16 protein-coding genes and 1 pseudogene are annotated in these 20,586 nt (G+C 73.5%); 13 read left to right on the forward strand and 4 right to left on the reverse strand.

The window, feature by feature from the left end; genetic code table 11:
- Positions 1-16 precede the first annotated feature (16 nt).
- From IF61_RS0126685 to IF61_RS0126700, 4 genes are read left to right on the forward strand one after another with little or no spacing between them, the layout of a single operon-like run.
- Positions 17-1,987: an ATP-binding protein gene (locus tag IF61_RS0126685; RefSeq protein WP_030369077.1), complete on the forward strand. Its 1,971-nt coding sequence runs from the start codon at positions 17-19 to the stop codon at positions 1,985-1,987.
- A complete protein-coding gene (locus IF61_RS0126690) occupies positions 1,984-3,141 on the forward strand; it encodes an acyl-CoA dehydrogenase family protein (protein ID WP_030369078.1) in 1,158 nt (385 codons plus the stop codon). The genes IF61_RS0126685 and IF61_RS0126690 overlap by 4 nt, the downstream gene beginning before the upstream one ends.
- Before the next feature lie 15 nt (positions 3,142-3,156).
- Entirely contained in the window at positions 3,157-3,885 is a 729-nt protein-coding gene (locus IF61_RS0126695) for an enoyl-CoA hydratase family protein (RefSeq protein ID WP_030369079.1), read from the forward strand.
- Entirely contained in the window at positions 3,873-4,472 is a 600-nt protein-coding gene (locus tag IF61_RS0126700; RefSeq protein ID WP_030369080.1) for a TetR/AcrR family transcriptional regulator, read from the forward strand. Before IF61_RS0126695 ends, IF61_RS0126700 begins: the two co-directional genes overlap by 13 nt.
- A 39-nt stretch (positions 4,473-4,511) precedes the next feature.
- Here IF61_RS0126700 and IF61_RS0126705 read toward each other — a convergent pair whose 3' ends face one another.
- The gene (locus tag IF61_RS0126705) at positions 4,512-5,630 is read right to left on the reverse strand and encodes a citrate synthase 2 (protein WP_030369081.1); all 1,119 of its coding nucleotides are present in this window, start codon (positions 5,628-5,630) and stop codon (positions 4,512-4,514) included.
- Between the two features lie 460 nt (positions 5,631-6,090).
- On the opposite strand from IF61_RS0126705, the gene pdxH reads away from it, so the two are divergent.
- Both pdxH and IF61_RS0126715 read left to right on the forward strand, forming a co-directional pair.
- Complete coding sequence (gene pdxH, locus IF61_RS0126710) at positions 6,091-6,717, forward strand: pyridoxamine 5'-phosphate oxidase (RefSeq protein WP_030369082.1); 627 nt, start codon at positions 6,091-6,093, stop codon at positions 6,715-6,717.
- 428 nt (positions 6,718-7,145) lie between these two features.
- Positions 7,146-8,606 carry a PAS domain-containing protein gene (locus IF61_RS0126715; protein WP_078660516.1) on the forward strand — a complete coding sequence of 487 codons (1,461 nt, stop codon included), beginning with the start codon at positions 7,146-7,148 and terminating at the stop codon, positions 8,604-8,606.
- An 18-nt stretch (positions 8,607-8,624) separates the two neighbouring features.
- Here IF61_RS0126715 and IF61_RS0126720 read toward each other — a convergent pair whose 3' ends face one another.
- Positions 8,625-9,383: an SIS domain-containing protein gene (locus tag IF61_RS0126720; protein ID WP_030369084.1), complete on the reverse strand. Its 759-nt coding sequence runs from the start codon at positions 9,381-9,383 to the stop codon at positions 8,625-8,627.
- A gap of 197 nt (positions 9,384-9,580) precedes the next feature.
- Between IF61_RS0126720 and IF61_RS0126725 the strand changes: the two genes are divergently transcribed.
- From IF61_RS0126725 to IF61_RS0126735, 3 genes are all read left to right on the forward strand, one after another.
- Positions 9,581-10,273, forward strand: coding sequence for an iron-dependent transcriptional repressor DtxR (locus IF61_RS0126725; protein WP_030369085.1), 693 nt, complete (start codon positions 9,581-9,583; stop codon positions 10,271-10,273).
- A 513-nt stretch (positions 10,274-10,786) separates the two neighbouring features.
- Positions 10,787-11,656, forward strand: coding sequence for an alpha/beta fold hydrolase (locus tag IF61_RS0126730; protein WP_030369086.1), 870 nt, complete (start codon positions 10,787-10,789; stop codon positions 11,654-11,656).
- Between the two features lie 137 nt (positions 11,657-11,793).
- Positions 11,794-13,221: an FAD-dependent monooxygenase gene (locus IF61_RS0126735; RefSeq protein ID WP_052393075.1), complete on the forward strand. Its 1,428-nt coding sequence runs from the start codon at positions 11,794-11,796 to the stop codon at positions 13,219-13,221.
- A 45-nt stretch (positions 13,222-13,266) separates the two neighbouring features.
- Here IF61_RS0126735 and IF61_RS0126740 read toward each other — a convergent pair whose 3' ends face one another.
- Positions 13,267-13,941 carry a bifunctional DNA primase/polymerase gene (locus IF61_RS0126740; RefSeq protein WP_030369088.1) on the reverse strand — a complete coding sequence of 225 codons (675 nt, stop codon included), beginning with the start codon at positions 13,939-13,941 and terminating at the stop codon, positions 13,267-13,269.
- A gap of 323 nt (positions 13,942-14,264) precedes the next feature.
- Between IF61_RS0126740 and IF61_RS0126745 the strand changes: the two genes are divergently transcribed.
- The 4 genes from IF61_RS0126745 (at position 14,265) to purU (ending at position 19,188) form a co-directional block, all read left to right on the forward strand.
- The gene (locus tag IF61_RS0126745; RefSeq protein ID WP_030369089.1) at positions 14,265-15,662 is read left to right on the forward strand and encodes an NsdA family TPR-like regulatory protein; all 1,398 of its coding nucleotides are present in this window, start codon (positions 14,265-14,267) and stop codon (positions 15,660-15,662) included.
- Positions 15,663-16,727: 1,065 nt separating this feature from the next.
- Complete coding sequence (locus IF61_RS37255) at positions 16,728-17,666, forward strand: hypothetical protein (RefSeq protein ID WP_052393076.1); 939 nt, start codon at positions 16,728-16,730, stop codon at positions 17,664-17,666.
- A gap of 66 nt (positions 17,667-17,732) precedes the next feature.
- The gene (locus tag IF61_RS0126755) at positions 17,733-18,233 is read left to right on the forward strand and encodes an SCO4402 family protein (RefSeq protein WP_107043141.1); all 501 of its coding nucleotides are present in this window, start codon (positions 17,733-17,735) and stop codon (positions 18,231-18,233) included.
- 61 nt (positions 18,234-18,294) lie between these two features.
- A complete protein-coding gene (gene purU, locus IF61_RS0126760) occupies positions 18,295-19,188 on the forward strand; it encodes a formyltetrahydrofolate deformylase (protein WP_030369092.1) in 894 nt (297 codons plus the stop codon).
- A gap of 130 nt (positions 19,189-19,318) precedes the next feature.
- Here purU and IF61_RS32770 read toward each other — a convergent pair.
- Positions 19,319-20,402: pseudogene (locus IF61_RS32770) on the reverse strand (maleylpyruvate isomerase family mycothiol-dependent enzyme).
- Positions 20,403-20,586: the final 184 nt, after the last annotated feature.

The raw sequence follows: 20,586 nt of genomic DNA on the forward strand, positions 1-20,586 counted from the left end.
CGGGGGTGTGGGATCGATGATCGGATCGCTTCTGGTTGCTAACCGGGGTGAGATCGCTTGCCGTGTCTTCCGTACGTGCGGGGAGCTGGGCATCGCCTCCGTGGCCGTCCACTCGGACGCCGATGCCGGTGCGCTGCACGTCCGGGAGGCGGACGTGGCGGTCCGGCTGCCGGGGACTGCCGCCGCGGACACGTACCTGCGGGGAGACCTGGTGGTGCGGGCCGCGCTCGCCGCGGGCGCGGACGCCGTACATCCGGGGTACGGGTTCCTCTCCGAGAGCGCGGCGTTCGCGCGGGCCGTTGTTGATGCGGGGCTGGTGTGGATCGGGCCGCCGCCCTCCGTGATCGAGGCCATGGCCTCGAAGACGCGCGCCAAGCGGATCATGGCGGAGGCGGGGGTTCCGGTGCTGGTGGCGGGGGAGCCGCCGCTGATCGTCAAAGCCGCCGCGGGTGGGGGCGGGCGGGGGATGCGGGTCGTGCGGGACCTCGCCGTGCTCGACGCCGAGGTCGCCTCCGCCCGGGCCGAGGCCATGGCCGCGTTCGGCGACGACGAGGTGTTCGTCGAACCGTACGTGGAGGGCGGGCGGCACGTGGAAGTGCAGATCCTCGCCGACGCGCACGGTGCGGTGCGGGCGCTGGGGACGCGGGACTGCTCGCTGCAGCGGCGGCACCAGAAGGTGATCGAGGAGGCGCCGGCGCCCGGGCTGGGCGCGGGGCTGGCCGAGGAGCTGACCGCGGCGGCGGTCGCCGCGGCGCGGGCGGTCGGGTACGTGGGTGCGGGAACGGTGGAGTTCCTCGTGACGGGGGACGGGCGGCCGTTCTTCCTGGAGATGAACACGCGTCTGCAGGTGGAGCATCCGGTGACGGAAGCGGTGTACGGGCTGGATCTCGTCGCGCTGCAGATCCGGGTGGCGGAGGGGGCGGCGCTGGATTCCGCGGTGCCGGCGCCGGTGCCGGTGCCGGTGGGGCATGCGGTGGAGGCCCGGCTGTACGCGGAGGATCCCGGGGCGGGGTGGCGGCCGCGGGTGGGGGTGGTGCGGGAGCTGTCCGTGGGGGTCCGGGGCGGGGGCCCGGGGCCGGACGAACCTCAACGGGCGGGTAGGCGGGCGGAGAGCCGCGCCGCAGGTGCGGGATACGTCCGTGTGGATACGGGGTTCGGGCCTGGTGACACCGTCACCTCTCACTACGACCCCCTCCTCGCAAAGGTCATCGCCTGGGCCCCCACCCGGCCGGAGGCCGTCCGCCTGCTGGCCCGCACGCTGGAGCGCGCCCGCATCCACGGCCCGGTAACCAACCGCGATCTCCTCGTACGCTCCCTCCGGCACGAGGAGTTCGCCGGTGCTCGTATGGACACCGCCTTCTATGACCGGCACTTGGCCGAGCTGACCGCGCCGAGAAGTGAGAACGTCGCCACCGCGGCCCTCGCCGCCGCCATCGCGGATGCCCAAGGCCGCTCCCGCTTCGGCGGCTGGCGCAGCCTCCCCTCCCAGCCGCAGGAGAAGCGCTATCGCTCCGAGCCGGACGGCGAGGAGTGCACCGTGCGGTACCGCCTCACCCGGAACGGCCTGGAGGCCGAAGGCGGAGTCCGCCTTCTGGAGGCGTCCCGCGATCACGTGGTGCTGGAGGCGGGCGGCCTCCGTACCCGCTACGACGTCTCCGACTACGGCGACCGCATCCACGTGGACGGCCCGTCCGGCGCCCACACCTTCACCCTCTTGCCCCGCTTCCCCGACCCCACCGCCGCGCCCGCCGCCCCCGGGTCCCTCCTGGCCCCCATGCCCGGCACGGTGGTCCGCATCGCCGAGGGGGTCGCCGAAGGCCGTGAAGTCCGGGCCGGCCAGGCCCTGCTGTGGCTGGAGGCCATGAAGATGGAGCACCGCATCGTCTCGCCGGCCACCGGCACGCTCACCGCCCTGCACGCCGCCCCCGGCCGTCAGGTCGAGGTCGGGTCCCTGCTCGCCGTCGTCACCGAGGAGCCGACGCCATGAGCTTCATCGAATCCCAGGAACACCGCGACCTGCGCGCCGCCGTCGCCGCGCTCGGCAAGCGCTACGGGCGCGACTACGTCACCGAGGTCGTCCGCGACGGCCGGTACCCCGACGAACTGTGGGCCGAGGCCGGCGCGCTCGGGTACCTCGGCGTGAATCTTCCCGAGGAGTACGGGGGCGGCGGGCGCGGCATGGCCGAGCTCGCCATCGTCCTGGAAGAGCTCGGCGCCGCGGGCTGCCCCCTGCTGATGATGGTCGTCTCACCCGCCATCTGCGGCACCGTCATCGCCCGCTTCGGCACCGGGGCACAGAAGCGGAAGTGGCTTCCCGGCATCGCCTCCGGGACGTACCGCATGGCCTTCGGCATCACCGAGCCGGACGCGGGATCCAATTCCCACCGCATCACGACGACCGCGCGCCGGGAAGGGGGTGAGTGGGTGCTCAACGGCCGCAAGGTCTTCATTTCGGGTGTGGACATCGCGGACGCCACGCTGATCGTGGGCCGTACGGAGGACAGGCGCACGGGGAAGCTCAAGCCCTGTCTGTTCGTCGTGGAGAGGGACGCTCCGGGCTTTCTGAAGGCTCCCATTCCCATGGAACTCGCCGCCCCCGAGAAGCAGTTCGAGCTCACCTTCGACCAGGTGCGGCTGCCTGAGGACGCCCTCGTCGGAGACGAGGACGCCGGGCTCCTCCAGCTCTTCGCCGGGCTCAACCCCGAACGCATCATGACCGCCGCCTTCGCCCTCGGCATGGCCCGCTACGCCCTGGCCCGCGCCGTCGACTACGCCCGTACGCGCACCGTCTGGCGCGAGCCCATCGGCGCCCACCAGGCCATCGCGCACCCCCTGGCCCAGTCCCACATCGAGATCGAGCTCGCCCGGCTGATGATGCTCAAGGCGGCCCACCTCTGCGACGCCGGCGACGACATGGGCGCGGGCGAGGCGGCCAACATGGCCAAGTACGCCGCCGCCGACGCCGCCGTCCGCACCGTCGACCACGCCGTGCACACCCTCGGCGGCAACGGCCTGGCGAGCGAGTACGGACTGGCCTCCCTGCTCACCGCGGTGCGGGTGACGCGGATCGCCCCGGTCAGCCGGGAGATGATCCTCAACTACGTGTCGCACACGACCCTGGGCCTCCCCAAGTCGTACTGAGAAAGGTGGCTTTCTGTGACGCTGGTCCGCCGCTCCTCCGAGCACGGCATCACCACCCTGACCCTGGACTCCCCGCACAACCGCAACGCCCTGTCGTCCCGCCTCGTCGCCGGACTGCTGGAAGGGCTGGAGGAGGCGGGGGAGGACGCTGAGGCGCGTGCCGTTCTGCTGACCCACACCGGCAACACCTTTTGTTCCGGGGCCGATCTGACGGAGGCGGGCCCTGACGGGCCGCAGGCCCTCGTGCGGCTCATGCGCGCCGTGGTCGAGCTGCGCAAGCCGGTCGTGGCGCGGGTGGGCGGCCACGCGCGTGCCGGAGGTCTGGGGCTGCTGGGCGCCTGTGACATCTCCGTGGCGGGGGAGGGCGCCACGTTCGCCTTCACGGAGGCCCGGCTCGGGCTCGCGCCCGCGGTGATATCCCTGCCGCTGCTGCCGCGCCTCGACGCGCGCGCCGCGGCTCGCTACTACCTGACCGGCGAGCGGTTCGGTGCCGACGAGGCCGTACGGATCGGGCTCGTCACCGCCGGCGAACAGGAGCTGGACGCGATCCTGGACGGGCTGCGGCGCGGCTCGCCCCAGGGCCTCGCCGAGTCGAAGGCCCTGGCCACGGCTGATGTGCGGCGGGCCTTCGACCGCGACGCGGAGGGGCTCACCGCCCTGTCCGCCCGGCTCTTCGCCTCCTCCGAGGCCCGTGAGGGCATGACCGCCTTTCTTGAGCGCAGGGAACCGGTATGGGCCCGCTGAGCCTCCCCAAGCAGGACCGCAGCCGCGCCACGCGGCAGCGGCTCCTTGAGGCGGCGGTCGCCTGCCTCGCCGAGCACGGGTGGGCCGGGTCGACGGTCTCCGTCGTCGCCGAGCGCGCCGGCGTCTCGCGCGGGGCCGCCCAGCACCACTTCCGCACACGGGAGGAGCTCTTCACCGCGGCCGTCGAGTACGTCGCCGAAGAGCGGTCGGCAGCCGTGCGCGGCCTGCTGCCCCAGGTGCAGCTGATCACCGGCCCGGCCCGTACGCACATGGCCGTCGGCCAGCTCGTCGAGCTGTGCACGGGACCGCTGTTCCGCGCCGCCCTGCACCTGTGGGTGGCCGCCGCGAACGACGCGGCGCTGCGGGGCCCGGTCACCGAACTGGAGGCGCGCGTCGGCCGCGAGGTGCACCGCATGGCGGTGGAACTCCTCGGCGCCGACGAGCGCCGCCCCGGCGTCCGCGAAACCGTCCAGGGCTTCCTCGACATGTGCCGCGGCCTGGGCCTCGCCCACCTCCTGACGGACGACACCGCCCGCCGTGAACGGGTGGTCCGGCACTGGACGGCGGTCCTCAGCAACCTGCTGTGAGGGAGGGCGGTTGCGCCTGCCGCGCAACCGCCCTCGCGGTCAGGCCGCCGACGCCGTCTTCCCCGTGATGTCCGCGAAGCCCTCGATCTCGCGCGGGTCGCGCGGGCCCGGGCCCACGTAGTGGGCCGACGGGCGGACCAGGCGGCCCGTGCGCTTCTGCTCCAGGATGTGCGCGCTCCAGCCGGCGGTGCGGGCGCAGGTGAACATCGATGTGAACATGTGCGCCGGGACCTCGGCGAAGTCCAGGACGATGGCCGCCCAGAACTCGACGTTCGTGGCGAGGACACGGTCCGGACGGCGGTTGTGAAGCTCCTCCAGGGCCGCCTTCTCCAGGGCCTCGGCGACCTCGTAGCGCGGCGCGGCCAGCTCGCGGGCCGTGCGGCGCAGGACGCGGGCGCGCGGGTCCTCCGCGCGGTAGACGCGGTGGCCGAAGCCCATGAGGCGCTCGCCGTTGTCCAGGGCGCGCTTGACGTACGCCACCGCGTCGCCCGTGCGCTCGATCTCCTCGATCATGCCGAGGACGCGGGACGGCGCGCCGCCGTGCAGCGGGCCGGACATGGCGCCGACCGCGCCGGACAGCGCCGCGGCCACGTCCGCGCCGGTGGAGGCGATGACGCGGGCCGTGAACGTGGAGGCGTTCATGCCGTGCTCGGCGGCGGACGTCCAGTAGGCGTCGACGGCCTTGACGTGCTTGGGGTCGGGCTCCCCGCGCCAGCGCTTCATGAAGCGCTCGACGACGGTCTCCGCCTTGTCGATCTCGCGCTGCGGCACCATCGGCAGGCCCTGCCCGCGCGCCGACTGGGCGACGTAGGAGAGGGCCATGACGGCGGCGCGGGCGAGGTTGTCGCGGGCGGTGGCCTCGTCGATGTCGAGGAGGGGCTTGAGGCCCCACACGGGGGCCAGCATCGCGAGTGCGGACTGGACGTCGACGCGGATGTCACCCGAGTGGACGGGGATCGGGAAGGGCTCGGCGGGCGGCAGGCCCGGGTTGAACGAGCCGTCGACCAGCAGGCCCCAGACGTTGCCGAAGGACACCTGGCCGACCAGGTCCTCGATGTCGACGCCTCGGTAGCGGAGAGAGCCGCCTTCCTTGTCGGGTTCGGCGATCTCCGTCTCGAACGCGACGACTCCTTCGAGTCCGGGTACGAAGTCGGACATCAGGCGGCTCCTCATGACGTGTGCGACAGCTGGGGCGCGAGGCCCGGTCGGGCGCGGCTGCTGCCTGTCCCTGGTGCGGTCCGCGGTCCGTGCGTCGCTGCGTACGGCCTTGCGATCCGTCATCGGTCAACCGGGTCATGCCCCGTGCGGCGGGTCTTCACCCGGTTCCGCGCCCGGACCCCTGACGGGCGGGCTCGTTCCGGATTCCGGCCGGAAACGATAGCCGGTGATGTGCGGGTACCACAGCTTCCCGCCCTGCGATTTTGGGGGGTTCGCCACATGCGGCGAAAGGTGATGTCCGGCACAGTGGGGGTTTTGGCCGCGGGAGGGTTACGGAGGGCCGCCGGAGGGCAGGTACATCTGCTGATCCGGGCGCGCCTGCTGTCAGGATGGGCCCGTGACCCACGCCGACGAGTTCCCCGCCCCCGAGTTCCACGGCGGCGCGCTGGACGCCGCAGCCATGCGCGAGCAGTACCGCTCCGAAGGCCTTTCGGAGTCGGACCTCGCCCCCGATCCGTACGAGCAGTTCGCCATCTGGTTCGCCGAGGTGTTCGCCGCGGGGCTCCGGGAGCCCAACGCCATGGTCGTCTCCACGGCCGACGCCGACGGCCGGCCCAGCTCCCGGACCGTGCTCCTCAAGGGCTACGACCACCACGGCTTCGTCTTCTACACCAACTACGGCTCCCGCAAGGCCGCCGACCTCGCGCGCAACCCGTACGTCTCGCTGCTGTTCCCCTGGCACCCGATCGGCCGTCAGGTCATCGTCGCCGGCACGGCCGAGCGCGTGGATGTGGCGGAGACGGCCGTCTACTTCCACTCGCGGCCGCGCGGCTCGCAGCTGGGCGCGTGGGCGAGCGCGCAGTCGGCCGTCGTGTCGTCGCGCGAGGAGATCGACGCCGCGTACGAGCGGCTGCTGACCCGCTATCCGGAAGGGGAGCCGGTGCCCGTGCCGACGGGCTGGGGCGGCTATCGCGTGACCCCGGAAAGCGTGGAGTTCTGGCAGGGGCGCGAGAACAGGCTGCACGACCGGCTGCGGTACGTGAGGGAGGGCGGCGAGAGCTGGCGGGTGGAACGGCTCGGCCCGTAAGCCTCGTATGGTCCGTCTGTAAGGCTTGCGAGGCCCGTTGCGGTCTCATGTCTCGGGAGGCCCGTAAGGCTTGCGGGGCCCGAAAGGCGATAAAGCGATAAAGCAGGCGATCCGTGGGCCGGTTACCGCCGCGCCCTGGGGCGCGGCGGTGCCGAGCGGACGACTCGGCGGCCCACGGATCGGGTGACTGCTTGGGATTGGCCGGCAGATCCCCCAGCTGCAGCCTGGGAGGCCCCGGCGCTGCGCTTGGCGCGACGACGGGCGCTAGCCCGCAGTCACCTCACGCGTCCGGAATGAAACCATGTCCCGAACCACCTCCCTTCTCGTGTGCGCACCACCCTAGGAAGCGCGTGGGTGAGCGACAACCGAATTTCCGGTGGGCAACGATTTCCCCGAAGACGGTGTGGTGCCCATCACGGTCGAGTTGAATGACCCGTCGTGCAGGACATGCAGACGCGTCCAGCTGGGGGTACCTCGTGACCGCACCACACAAATCAGGCCCTGCCCGCCCGGCGACCCCGGCGCCCGGTGCCGGGGAAGCCGCGGGCGACGCCGAACGCGCCTCCGAACGAGCCCCCGACAGCGACGACTCCGGCCTCCTCGCGGCGCTCCTCGACGGCATGGACACCGCGCTGTGCGCCTTCGACGCCGACGGCACGGTCACCCACTGGAACCGCGAGGCCGAACGGATACTGGGCTGGACCGCGGCGGAGGCCGTCGGCCGGCAGGGCCTGGCCGGCTGGGCGGTGCGGCCCGCGGACGCCGCCGAGGTCGCGGCGCGGCTGGACGGGGCGATGGCAACCCCCGGGCGGCACGTCCACGAGTTCGCGCTGCTGACCAAGGACGGCGGGCGGGTGCTGGTCCGCACCCAGCTGTCGGCCGTTCCGGGCGCGGGCGAACGGCCCGCCGGGGTGTACTGCGCGTTCAGCGAGGTCCACACCCAGATCGACCTGGAGCGCTCCATCGCGCTCAGCGAGGCCCTCTTCGGGGACGCGTCATGGGGCGTCGTGCTCGTCGACGCCGACCTGCGGCCGGCCCTCGCCAACGCCCACGCCGCGCGGGCCCTGCGCACGGGCCGCACCGCGCTCCTGGGCCGCCCGCTCGGCGAACTGCTGGAGCAGGGCGTGGAGGAGGTCGAGGGCGCCCTCCAGCACGTCCTCGCGGCGGGCGCCCCGCCCGCCCCCACCGACCTGTGGGTGACCCTCCGCGACCAGGGCGGCGCCCCGCCCGAGCGGCGCTGCTGGCGCAGCGGTTTCGTGCGGCTGGCCTCGCCGCTCGCCGAGGAACCCGTGCCGCTGGGCGTGGCCTGGCTGTTCCTGGACGTCACCGCCGCCCGCCTCACCGAGCAGGACAGCGCCCGGCTGCGCTTCCGCGCCAGCCAGCTGCACCGGGCCGGGCGGGCCGTCGCCGAGTGCGAGGACCCCATGGAAGCGGCCTCCCTCTACCTCGACTTCGCCCTCGCCGGCTTCGCCGACCACGCCCTGATCGACCTGCTCCCCGAGCCGCAGGCGACCCCCGGCTCCCCGGTCCGGCTGATCAGGGCCACCGCCACGCCCGCCGGCACGCCGGGCCCCTGCCCGGCCACGGGCCGCGGCGGCCTCCCGGTGCCGTACCCGGACGGCCACCCCGCCCTGCAGGCCGTCGAACGCTGCGGCTCGGTCCGCGCGGCCTCCGACTGCACCGAGACCTGGGCCACCGCCCGCAAGTGGCCCGAGGGCACCGTGCACGCCCTCGCCACGGCCCTCCGCAGCCGCGGCCGGACGCTGGGCGCGGTCACCTTCCTCCGCGGCCCGTCCCGCCGCCCGTTCGACCGCTCGGACGCGACGTACGCGGAGGACATCTCGTGCCGGGTGGCGGCGTCGATCGACCTGGCGGGCCCGACGCCGTAACCCCCGCCCCGCGGAGCGTCACCGGCGCCGGAAGAAGATCCGGTCCCCGTACTCGTCCAGCACCCGCCCGTTCCAGTCGTGCCCCCCGTCGACGTTCCCGGAACGAAGCATCGGCGGGTCGATGCCGCGGGCGGCGAGTTCGCCCGCGGCGGTGGCGACGACCGCCTGCATCAGGGCGCTGGTGACGACCGTGGAGGCGGGGCCGAAGGGGGCCGCGATGCCGTCCGCCGTGAGCTCCGCGTCCCCGATGCCGATCTTGCTGTCGATGACGAGGTCGCAGTGGTCCTTCAGGAAGGTGCCGGAGGAGTGGCGGGACTTGGTGTGCTCGGCGTAGGCGAGGGAGGTGACGCCGATGACGCGGACGCCCAGCGCGCGGGCGTTCATGGCCATCTCGACGGGCAGGGAGTTGCGGCCGGAGAGGGAGATGACGACCAGGACGTCGCCGGCCTGGACGGGGCTGGTGTCGAGGACCGCGCCGGCCAGGCCGTCGACGCGCTCCAGGGCGCTGCCGAGCGTGGCCGGCATGACGTCGAGGCCGACGACGCCGGGGACGGCGAGGAGGTTGATCAGCGCGAGGCCGCCCGCGCGGTAGACGACGTCCTGGGCGGGGAGCGAGGAGTGGCCGGCGCCGAAGACGAAGAGCCGGCCGCCGTCCGCCACGGTGTCGGCGAGGAGGGCGGCCGCGGCCGTGATGTGCTCCGCCTCCTCGTCGCGCACCCGCTGCAGCAGCCCGATCGCGGCGTCGAAGAACTGCCCGGCCAGCTTGTTCTCGCTCATCGCTGCGGGGCTCCTTAGATCGAGATCCGGTGGCGCGTACGGTCTGGGCGTACGCTCGTGGCGCGGATCACGTTGCGGTCTGGACCAGGGCCCTGTCAATACGGCGGGCGGCCCGGGGCCGTGCCCGCCACCGTTCTCGGTGGCATGCGTCAGAATTGGGTCCAGGGGCCACGCGCACGACTTATCGAGGGGCACGCATGTCCGGACTGATCGACACCACGGAGATGTATCTCCGCACCATTCTCGAGCTGGAGGAGGAGGGTGTGGTCCCCATGCGTGCCCGAATCGCCGAGCGGCTCGACCAGAGCGGCCCGACGGTCAGCCAGACCGTGGCACGCATGGAGCGCGACGGCCTGGTGTCCGTCGCGGGCGACCGGCACCTGGAGCTCACCGAGGAGGGCCGCCGGCTGGCCACGCGCGTCATGCGCAAGCACCGCCTCGCGGAGTGCCTGCTGGTCGACGTGATCGGCCTGGAGTGGGAGCAGGTCCACGCCGAGGCCTGCCGCTGGGAGCACGTGATGAGCGAGGCGGTGGAGCGCCGCGTGCTGGAGCTCCTGCGCCACCCCACCGAGTCGCCGTACGGCAATCCCATCCCGGGCCTGGAGGAGCTGGGCGAGAAGGCCGAGCCGGACCCGCTGCTCAATGAGGACATGGTCAGCCTGATGGACCTGGACGCCGGGTCCGACGGCAAGACCGTGGTCGTACGCCGGATCGGTGAGCCCATCCAGACGGACGCCCAGCTGATGTATTCGCTGCGGCGCGCGGGCGTGCAGCCCGGCGCGGTGGTCAGCGTGACGGATTCGGCGGGCGGTGTGATCGTCGGCAGCAGCGGTGAGGCCACGGAGCTGGAGCCGGACATCGCGGCGCACGTCTTCGTCGCCAAGCGCTGAGCCGCTTCGCCGCCGAGCACTGAGCCGCCGCCTCGCGCCTCACTCACGCCCCGCCGGACCGGGCTGCCCCGTGCAGCCCGCCGCGGGGCGTCTTGCTGCGTCAACTCCCCTGAATCTGGCTGGAGTCGGCGGAACCGGCACGGAGCCGCCCCGGCCGTGCCACGCTGGCGCTGGCGCGCATATGCGCGGCACGCCGCTGTCTCGGGGAGGGGGGCTGCGATGAGGCCGGCGGGGCGTGACAAGGGCCCCGGCGCCCTTGCGGGCAGCCGGGGCCCTGCCTCCCCATTTACCCCCGTGGCGACCCGGAGCCCCGAGCTCCCAGGGTCCGCCCCGCGGACCTTCTTCCCCGAGCAGTCCGCGCCCAGGTCGATTAATCCCCTGGGCGCCGCCGGTCAACCCTTCCCTGAGGTCACTCGAACGAGGGGTGTTGTGCGCGTTGAGCATGCAATCGAACGCAGGTTCTATATCGTGATCGTGGAACTGCTCGGGGAAGAGTAGGAGGTGCCAGGTCTCATGGTTCGGCGCATCGACGTGAGTGGGAGCGGCGGGGTACGGCTCGCGGCCTGGGAGTTCGCCGATCCGCCCAAGCGCCCCTGCGGGGGCGGAGAGGGTGGCGCCGGCGCGGTGCTGCTGCTCCACGGTCTGATGGGCCGCGCCGCGCACTGGGCGGAGACCGCCCGCTGGCTGTCCGGCCGGCACCGCGCGGTCGCCCTCGACCAGCGGGGGCACGGCCGCAGCGAGCGCCCGGCCGAGGGCCCGTACACCCGGGACGCCTACATCGCCGACGCCGTGGCCGCGATCGAGTGCCTGGATCTCGCCCCTGTCGTCCTGATCGGCCACGCCATGGGCGCGCTCACCGCCTGGCAGCTCGCCGCCCGCCGCCCGGACCTGGTCCGCGCGCTGGTCATCTGCGACATGCGGGCGTCCGCTCTGGGCGCCACCACCCAGCGCGAGTGGGGCGAGTGGTTCCGCTCGTGGCCGGTCCCGTTCGCCACGCTCGCGGACGTCCGCAAGTGGTTCGCCGAGGGCGACCCCACCCTGGAGCGCCCCAGGCCCGCCCGCGGGGACTACTACGCCGAGATCATGGCCGAGCGCGCCGACGGCTGGCGCCCGGCCTTCTCCCGCCGCCAGATGCTCCAGGCCCGCGAGACCTACGCCCACGACGCCCACTGGGAGGAGCTCGCCCTCGTCGAGTGCCCGGCCCTCGTCGTCCGCGGCCCCGATGGCGAGCTCGGCCGCGCCGAGGCCCAGGAGATGGTCCGCGTCCTGCCCCGCGGCAAGTACGCCGAGGTGCCCGACGCGGGTCACCTCGTCCACTACGAACATCCCGAGGGCTGGCGCCAGGCCGTGGAGTCGTTCCTGGAGTCGGTGTTACCCGCGTAGGCGGGGCTTCTGGAGTGGGCGGCGCCGTCTGCGGGGGTGGGGCCGCAGATTAATTCAACAAGCGTTGACATATCTCGGACGCGGGTGTGCACTGGCTGTAAGGCCAGATGCCCGCACGAGCCATCCGAGGTGCCGTCATGTCCTCCTCGCTCTCCTCCCAGGCCACCCCCGCCGACGTCCTCGTCGTCGGCGCCGGACCCACCGGGCTGCTGCTCGCCGGGGATCTCGCCGCCGCCGGCGTGCGGGTGACGCTGGTGGAGAAACGGGCTCAGGAGTCGAACCTGACGCGGGCCTTCGCCGTGCACGCGCGCACGCTGGAGACCTTCGACGCCCGCGGCATCGCCGAGGCCCTGATCGCCACGGGGTCCTTCATGCCGGGCGTGCGGTTCTTCGGCCGCGTCGGGATCGACCTGTCCCGGCTGCCCAGCCGCTTCCCCGGCGTCCTGCTCACGCCGCAGTACGAGACCGAGCGGGTGCTGGAGGAGCGGGCCCTGAAGGCCGGGGTCGTGGTGCGGCGCGGGGCGGAGGTCGCCGGGCTGCGCCAGGACGCGGACGGCGTCGACGCCGAGCTCCGCACCGCGGACGGCGCCACCGAGACCCTGCGGGCCGCCTACGCCGTCGGTGCCGACGGCGTGCGCAGCGCCGTCCGCAAGGCGCTCGGCCTTCCCTTCCCCGGGAAGTCCGTGCTCCGGTCCGTCATGCTCGCCGATGTGCGCCTCACCACCGATCCCCCGGGGCTGCCGGCCTTCCGGAGCTCCGGCGGAGGCTTCGCCTTCCTGGTGCCCTTCGGTGACGGCTACTACCGCGTCATCGCCTGGACGCACGGCTCGGACCTGCCGTCCACCGCCCCCGTCGACTTCGAGGAGCTCAAGGCCGTCACCCGCACCGCCTTCGGCACCGACTTCGGCATGCACGACCCCCGCTGGACCTCGCGTTTCCACAGCGACGAGCGGCAGGTGCCGCGCTACCGCGACGGCCGCGTCTTCCTCGCCGGCGACGCCGCCCACGTCCACTCGCCCGCCGGAGGGCTCGGCATGAACACGGGCCTGCAGGACGCCGCCAACCTCTCCTGGAAGCTCGCCGCCGTCCTCAAGGGAACGGCGCCGGAATCCCTGCTCGACAGCTATCACGACGAGCGCCACCCCGTGGGCCGGCAGGTGCTCCGCGTCAGCGGCGCCATCGTGCGGGGCGTCCTGCTCTCTTCGCCCGTCACCCGCCGCCTGCGCGACGCCGCCGCCGTGGCCGCCGTGTCCCTCCCGTTCGCCGCGGACCGCGGCGCCCTCGTGGTCTCCGGGATCGGCATCCGCTACCCCGCACCGCCCGGAGCGCACCCGCTGACCGGGCGCCGCGCCCCCGACCTGCCGCTCGCGGAGCGCGCCGGCGAACCCACCCGCCTGTACGAGGCGCTGCGCGCCGGTACGCACGTGCGCGTGCTGCCGCGCGGGGCGGGCGCACCGCCACGGCAGGAGACGGGCGTCACCGCGGTCACCCGCGCCGACGCCCGTCGCACGACCCTCCTCGTACGGCCCGACGGGTACGTGGCCGAGGCTCGCGACCTCGGCTGACCGGGCCCCGGCCCGGACCGCGTACGGCACCCGCCGCAGCGTGCCTCACCTGCGGCGGGCGTCCGCCGCATCCCGCCCGCACGCGTAGGCGAGCGCGCTCACCAGCTCGTCCGCGTCCGGCAGCCAGCGGTTGGCGACCGTGGGCTGGCGCGCCCACTGCACCGAACCGCGCGTCCCCACGCGGGTGGGCGGCGCGACCACGTAGTCGCCCTCGCCGCGCGCGATCAGATCCAGCGACGTCGGGTGCCAGCCCAGCTTCCGGGCGGCGTCCCCCACCTTCAGCGCCCCGCCCGGCAGCACGAAGAACAGCATCCGGCGGAACGGGGTGCACGTGATCGGCCCCAGCTGGATGTTCATCCGCTCCATCCGGGCCAGCGCCAGGCAGCCCGCCGTCTCCGGGACGTCCAGCGCGTCGAACGTGCGGCCCGTCGGAAGCAGGACCGAAGCGGCGGGCTGCTTCTCCCACATGCGGCGGATGGCGACCGCGCTGCCGGTGGCCTGCGTGGCCCAGTCCGGGCGGTCCGGGTGCGCACCCGGGGAGGGGCAGCCGAGATCACCGCACGAGCAGTACTCCCGCCCCTCCTCCACCTTCAGCCACGTACCGCCGAATACGTCCCAGTGCCGCTCCTCCGCGTACCTGACAGCGGCGTCCAGCAGTTGTTCGCTGCGCTGTTGCGGGAGGTGCGGGGCTCCTACTGCGATGGTCTCTTCCACGCCCATCACAACTCCCCCTGTCACGAGGGGTTACGGCTCAGGCTCACGCTTGTGGGCGGTGCCAGGACATGCACGTGGGGCGCACGGATGCATGTACGGGGGCGCAGACGCGGGTTGGCCTCCGAGGCTGGGTAGCCACCTGTGCGGCGACGGGGCGAGACAGTCAATGTCTGGCCATTGCCGCCTTTGCTGTCATTACCGTTAAGTCCGCATTCTCCGGACATTCAGGGGGCAAAGATCACAGGGGAAGACGCAGTCAGCTGTCTCAGCTTCTCCGCATTCCGCGGCGGACCGCGCCGCGAACGCTTAGCAGTCCCAGGGGGTACAGCATGGCCGCACGGCCACTCGTGGCGCGGCAGCCGAACGAACGGCTGCAGGCGCTCATTCAGGAAGCCGCCTGTTCCAATGCCGGCCTTGCCCGGCGCGTCAATATGTGCGGTGCCGAGCACGGGCTCGACCTGCGCTACGACAAAACGTCCGTAGCGCGCTGGCTGCGCGGACAGCAGCCGCGCGGGCGGGCCCCGGCCATCATCGCCGAGGCGCTCGGCCGCAAGCTCGGGCGCACCGTCACCATCGACGAGATCGGCATGGCGAACGGCAAGAACCTCGCCTCCGGGGTCGGCCTGCAGTTCTCGCCCACCGTGCTCGGCGCGATCGAGCAGGTGTGTGAGCTGTGGCGGAGCGACGTCGGGCGCCGGGACTTCCTCAGCGGGACGTCCGTCGCCTCGTCCGCCCTCGTCGAACCGAGCCGCGACTGGCTCATCACCGGGGCCGATCCGCAGGTCGCGCGGAACGCGGGCGCGCGGGTGGGGGTTTCGGACGTCGATGCGGTGCGGGCCACGACCGAGGCACTGGTCGAACTTGACCACCGGTACGGGAGCGGCCACGTCCGGCCCGTCGTCGTGCACTATCTGAACAGCGTCGTCTCCGGGCTGCTCGCCGGGTCGTACCGGGAGTCCGTGGGGCGCGAACTGTTCGCCGCCGTCGCACGGTTGACCGAACTCGCCGGCTATATGGCCGTCGACACCGGCCAGCCCGGCCTCGCCCAGCGGTACTACATCCAGGCACTGCGTCTCGCCCAGGCTGCGGGGGACCGTGGGTACGGGGGGTACGTGCTGGCCGCCAGCATGAGTCACCTGGCGGCTTCGCTGGGGAACCCGCGGGAGATCGCCCAGCTGGCCAAGGCCGCGCAGGAAGGCGCGCGGGGGCACGTCACGCCGCGGGCCGAGGCCATGTTCTACGCCGCCGAGGCGCGGGGTCACGCGCTGCTCGGCGACGCCCGCTCCTGCCAGACGGTCGCGGCCAAGGCCATGGCCAGGCTCGAAGAGGCCGGTGAACCCTCCGCGTCCGCGGACTCCGGCGACGACCCCGCCTGGATCCGGCACTTCGACCACGCCTACCTGGCGGACGAGCTCGCGCACTGCCACCGCGACCTCGGCCAGGCCGAGCAGGCCCGCCGGCACGCGGAGGACGCCATCACCGGGCACGCGGAAGGGCGCGTGCGCAGGCGCGCCATCGGCATGCTGCTGCTGGCCACGGCGCAGGTCCAGCAGCGGGACGTCGACGAGGCGTGCGCCACGGGGGTCCGGGCGCTGGACCTGCTGGGCACGCTGAGGTCCAACCGGGGCGCGGAGTACCTGGAGGACTTCCAGCAGCGGCTGGCCCCGTACCGGGAGGAGCCGGTCGTCCGTGAGTTCGGGGCACGGCTGGAGGTGCAGGCGGCGTAGGCCCTTCCGGCGGATGACGGGGCGAGCCGCTTCCGGTTGCCACGTGATCCGCCGGGCTCTCGCCGTTGCGGGGCCGCACCGTTGCGGCGGGCTGTTCTTTCCGCTGCGACGGCGGCATGCGACGGCGGCAGGCCATGGCGGTGGTGCTGTGCGAGCCGCCTGGTGAAGGTCCGCCGTCCAGGACCCCGCAGGCGGCCGCATGGCCCGGCCGTGCGGTGACCCGGTAGCGTGGCCGCGCTATCGATAAGTTGCCGTACAGCTTGAGGAGTCCCGGTGACGCAGAGCGGACAGGGCAACGCGCCTCAGCCGGCCGCCGGCCGGCCGTGGGGCGAGCCGTGGGGGCCCGACGCACAGCGCGCCCCCCTGCCGCCCGAGATGCCGCCGGGCAGCCCCGCGGGCCCCGGCGACTCCGAAGCCACGCAGTACATGCCGCCCGTCCTGGGCACCGCCCCCGCACCGGCCGCGCCCGACCCCTCCTCCGAGGCCACCCAGTACTTGCCGCCGGTCGCCTCCGGTCCGCTTCCGGGCGCACCGCGGCCACCGGCCCCCTACGCCCAGGGCGGCGCGGGCCAGGGCGGCGGTACGCACGGTGCCGGGCGGGGGCCGGGTGACGCCCCGGCGGCGCCCGCGGCCTCCACGGATTCCGCCACGCAGTACCTGCCGCCCCTGAGCGGTGACGATTCTGCTGCCGCTACGCAGTACCTGCCGCCCGTGGGCGGCGGCGCGCCCTCCGGGGATGCTTCCGCTGCGGCTACGCAGTACATGCCGCCTGTGGGTGGGGGTGGTCCTGCGGGTGGGGATGCCTCGGCTGCTGCCACGCAGTACTTGCCACCTGTCGCCGGGGGCGGTCCTGCGGGTGGGGATTCTGCCGCTGCCACGCAGTATCTGCCGCCTGTGGGCGGCGGCGCGCCCTCCGGGGATGCCTCTGCTGCGGCTACGCAGTATCTGCCGCCTGTGGGTGGGGGTGCGTCCTCCGGGGATGCTTCCGCTGCGGCTACGCAGTACATGCCGCCTGTGGGTGGAGGTGCTCCTGCTGGTGGGGATTCCGCTGCTGCCACGCAGTACATGCCGCCCGTCGCCGGAGGCGGCCCCGTCCCGCCGCCCCCCTACCAGCCGCCGCTCGGCGGTGCCCCCGCGCAGGGGGAGCGGCCGCCGCCCTCCGAGTTCGACGGGCTGTTCCGCGCCTCGGCCGCCTCCGCCGCCGCTTCCGCATCCGGTTCCGCTTCCGGTTCCGCTTCCGCCGGGCCCCGCGGCGCGGCCGGATCCGCCCCCGGGCACATACCCCCGCCGCGTGCCCCGCACGCGGCGCCCCCGCAGCCCGCTCCCGCCTCCCCGCCGCCCCGGCGGAAGCTGCCCACCGCGGCCATCGTCGGCATCGTCGTCGCCGGCTGCGCCGTCGCGGGGCTCGCCGCCGGTGCGCTGCTCAGCGGCGGGGGAGACGAGAAGAAGGACACCCCGCAGAACACTGCCGTCAGCTCCGCCACGCCCGGCGCCACGCCCGACGAGGGCGACGGCGGCAAGAAGGAGCCGTCGGCCGACCCGGCGGATCCGGCGGTCGCCCAGGCCAAGGCCCTGGACGCCCTGCTGAAGGACAGCAACAACAGCCGCGACGCCGTGATCAAGGCCGTCGACTCGATCCGGGACTGCAAGGACCTGGGCAAGTCCGCGTCCGATCTGCGCGACGCCGCCAAGCAGCGCGACGGCCTCGTCACCCGGCTCGAGAAGACCGTGATCGACAAGCTTCCCAACAGTGCCGAGCTGTCGGCGCAGCTGACCAAGGCGTGGAAGTCGTCCGCCTCCGCGGACAGCCACTACGCCGCGTGGGCGGACCAGGTCGGCGGCAAGCACGGCTGCATCAAGGGCCACGCGCGCCCGTCGGGCGAGAGCACCGCGGGCGACCGCGCCAGCGGCGACGCCACGGCCGCGAAGAAGCAGGCCGCGGAGCTGTGGAACCCGATCGCGAAGAAGTACGGGCTGTCGCAGCACTCGTGGGCGCAGCTCTGACGATCATGGGCGGAGGGGCGGAACCCGGGGGCTCGGGCCGGATGTCAGTGGGGGAACGTACGATCGATTGCTATGCAGGGTTCGGAGAAGTCTTCCCGCCGCGGCCGCCGCTCGACCACCATGGACGGCATGCCGCTCAATGACATGCCGTGGTGGCGCTGGCGGGCGCAGGTGCGCTCGGCGCTGCACATGCTTTCGGACCCGGTCTTCCAGCGCGAGCGCTGGCTCGCCGGCGACGCGGGCTTCGGGGATGTGACGGACGCCGTCTACCGGCTCGTCGAGGACACCTGGCTGGACAACTGGTCGGCCGAGAAATACATCGGGACGATCTTCCGCGACTCGGGCGAGGCCGCGCTCGTCGACCTCGCGGTGCTGCGCGTCCTGCGGATAATGCACCAGGTCGGGCCGGACGCCCCGGTCTCGGCCTATCTGGAGCACCACGGCTGGCCGGAGGCGGTCCGGGCCGCGAGGGAGGCGCACGTACGGCTCGCGCTGAACGACGGGGACGAGCCGGAGGCCCCGCCGCGCCCGCTCGAGGTGCTGGAGCGGCTGACGCAGGCGCGCTGAGCCGCGGCCCCGACCGCGGCGCGGTTCGGGGGGCCCCGCGGGTGTGCGAGGCTATTGGGCTATGAACGCCTCCCAGTCCCCTGCCGCCGAAGGGGCCCCAGCGCAGCCCGAGCAGTACGTCCTCACCCTCTCCTGCCCCGACAAGCAGGGCATCGTCCACGCGGTGTCCAGCTACCTCTTCATGACCGGGTGCAACATCGAGGACAGCCAGCAGTTCGGTGACCACGACACCGGGCTCTTCTTCATGCGCGTCCACTTCGGCGCGGAGGCGCCCGTCACCGTGGAGAAGCTGCGCGCCAGCTTCGCCGCCATCGGCGACTCCTTCCACATGGACTGGGAGATCCACCGGGCCGACGAGAAGATGCGCATCGTTCTGATGGTGTCCAAGTTCGGCCACTGCCTGAACGACCTGCTCTTCCGCTCGCGGATCGGCGCCCTTCCGGTGGAGATCGCCGCCGTCGTCTCCAACCACACCGACTTCGCCGAGCTCGTGGGCTCCTACGGGGTCCCGTTCCACCACATTCCGGTCACGAAGGACACCAAGCCGGAGGCGGAGGCGAAGCTCCTGGAGCTCGTCCAGGCCGAGAACGTCGAGCTCGTCGTCCTCGCCCGCTACATGCAGGTCCTCTCGGACGACCTCTGCAAGGTCCTCTCCGGGAAGATCATCAACATCCACCACTCCTTCCTCCCGAGCTTCAAGGGCGCCAAGCCGTACCACCAGGCGCACGCCCGCGGCGTGAAGCTGATCGGTGCGACGGCGCACTACGTGACCGCGGACCTCGACGAGGGCCCGATCATCGAGCAGGAGGTCGAGCGCGTGGGTCACGAGGTGACCCCGGAGCAGCTGGTCGCCGTCGGCCGCGACGTGGAGTGCCAGGCGCTCGCGCGCGCGGTGAAGTGGCACAGCGAGCACCGCGTCCTGCTGAACGGCCGGCGGACGGTCGTCTTCGCGTAGCACCGGGAGTGTGAGACAGCCGGCCCGTTGCCGCGGGCCGGCGCTCGCGAACGCCTGTGGCCCGCATCCTCGATGCGGGCCACAGGCATGTCCGCGCCCTCTACATCCGCGCCCTCTACATCCGCGCCCTCTACATCCGCGACAGCGAAGCCGTCGCGTACAGCGCGTCCAGGATCGCCTCGCGGTCCCCCGACTGGCCCGCTGCCGCGTCCTCCGGGTGGACGTGGCCCGCGGCGAGGCGGCAGAACTCCATGGCGTCCAGGGCCACGTGGGCGACCTCCGCGCCCGGGAGCGCCGTGGCGGCCGGGGAGTCGAGGGGGATGTGCCAGTGGCCGCCGCCGCTGCCTTCCACCTCCAGGTGGAGGGAGCGGCCGGGCGCGCCCGCCACGGCCAGGGTGTGGGCGGGCGGGGCGAGGCCCGCGCGGCGGCGGCCGGCGATGGCCGCCGGGAGCATGCGGGCCGCGAGGCCGACCAGTTCGTGGAGGTGGCCGGGGGACGGCGGGTGGTAGGGGTAGTCGACGGCGTCGGCGATGTCCTCCGCGTGGATCCAGCACTCGAAGGCCCGGTCGAGGAACGCTTCGCGTACGGGGAGCGTGGACGGGCCGTACGGGACGGCCAGTCCGGCCGTCTCCTCCTCGGCGAACGACGCGCCTCGTATCAGCGCGCGGCCCTGCTCCCGCCACTCGGCCCGCACCGCACCCGGCGGCGTCGCCGGCCGTGCCGCCCAGAGGGCCTCCGTGCGCTCGGTGGGGGAGCCCGTGGCGTCGCCGAGCGGGTCCGGCAGGCCCAGGGTCCGCGCGACGAGGCCGTCGACGGCCGTGAGGTGGCCGATGACCGCGGCCCACGGGCCGCTCGCCGTCGAACCACCGCAGCCGCACCGGCGCCTGCCACTCCGCCTCGCCGATGTCGTGCAGGAGGGCGTCGAGGCGGGCGGTCTCCGCGTCGTACGGCGCGGCCCACGCGGGCAGGGGGACGCGGGCCGGGCGGCGGCCCAGGCAGGAGGCGAGCACGCGCGAGCGCAGCCGCGGGTCGAGGTCCAGGTTGTCCTCCGGGTGGAGCAGGGCGACGGCTTCGCGCAGCCGTACGGCTTCGTCCGCGCAGGTGGCGCAGTCGGTGAGATGGGCCTCGACGGCCGCGGTCTCCTCGGGGGAGCAGGCGGCCAGGGCCCACGCGCCGAGGAGGGATTTGAGGACCTTGTGCGACGTCGGAGCCATTTCGGACGTCAGAGCCGTTTCAGGAGCAGGGGGTGAAGGGCTGGGGGCCGGGGCAGGGGTGGCTTCCGGCCAGCGCGGCCCGTCCTCCGCCGCTGCCCGCGGCAGCGGTATCCGCGGGGGCCGCGGCGGACCGGAAGCGCCGTTTCCGCCTTGCGGGCCCGCCCCGCCCCGGCCGAATTCCTCG

This window comes from Streptomyces roseoverticillatus (genome assembly GCF_000719265.1).
Taxonomy (GTDB): domain Bacteria; phylum Actinomycetota; class Actinomycetes; order Streptomycetales; family Streptomycetaceae; genus Streptomyces; species Streptomyces roseoverticillatus.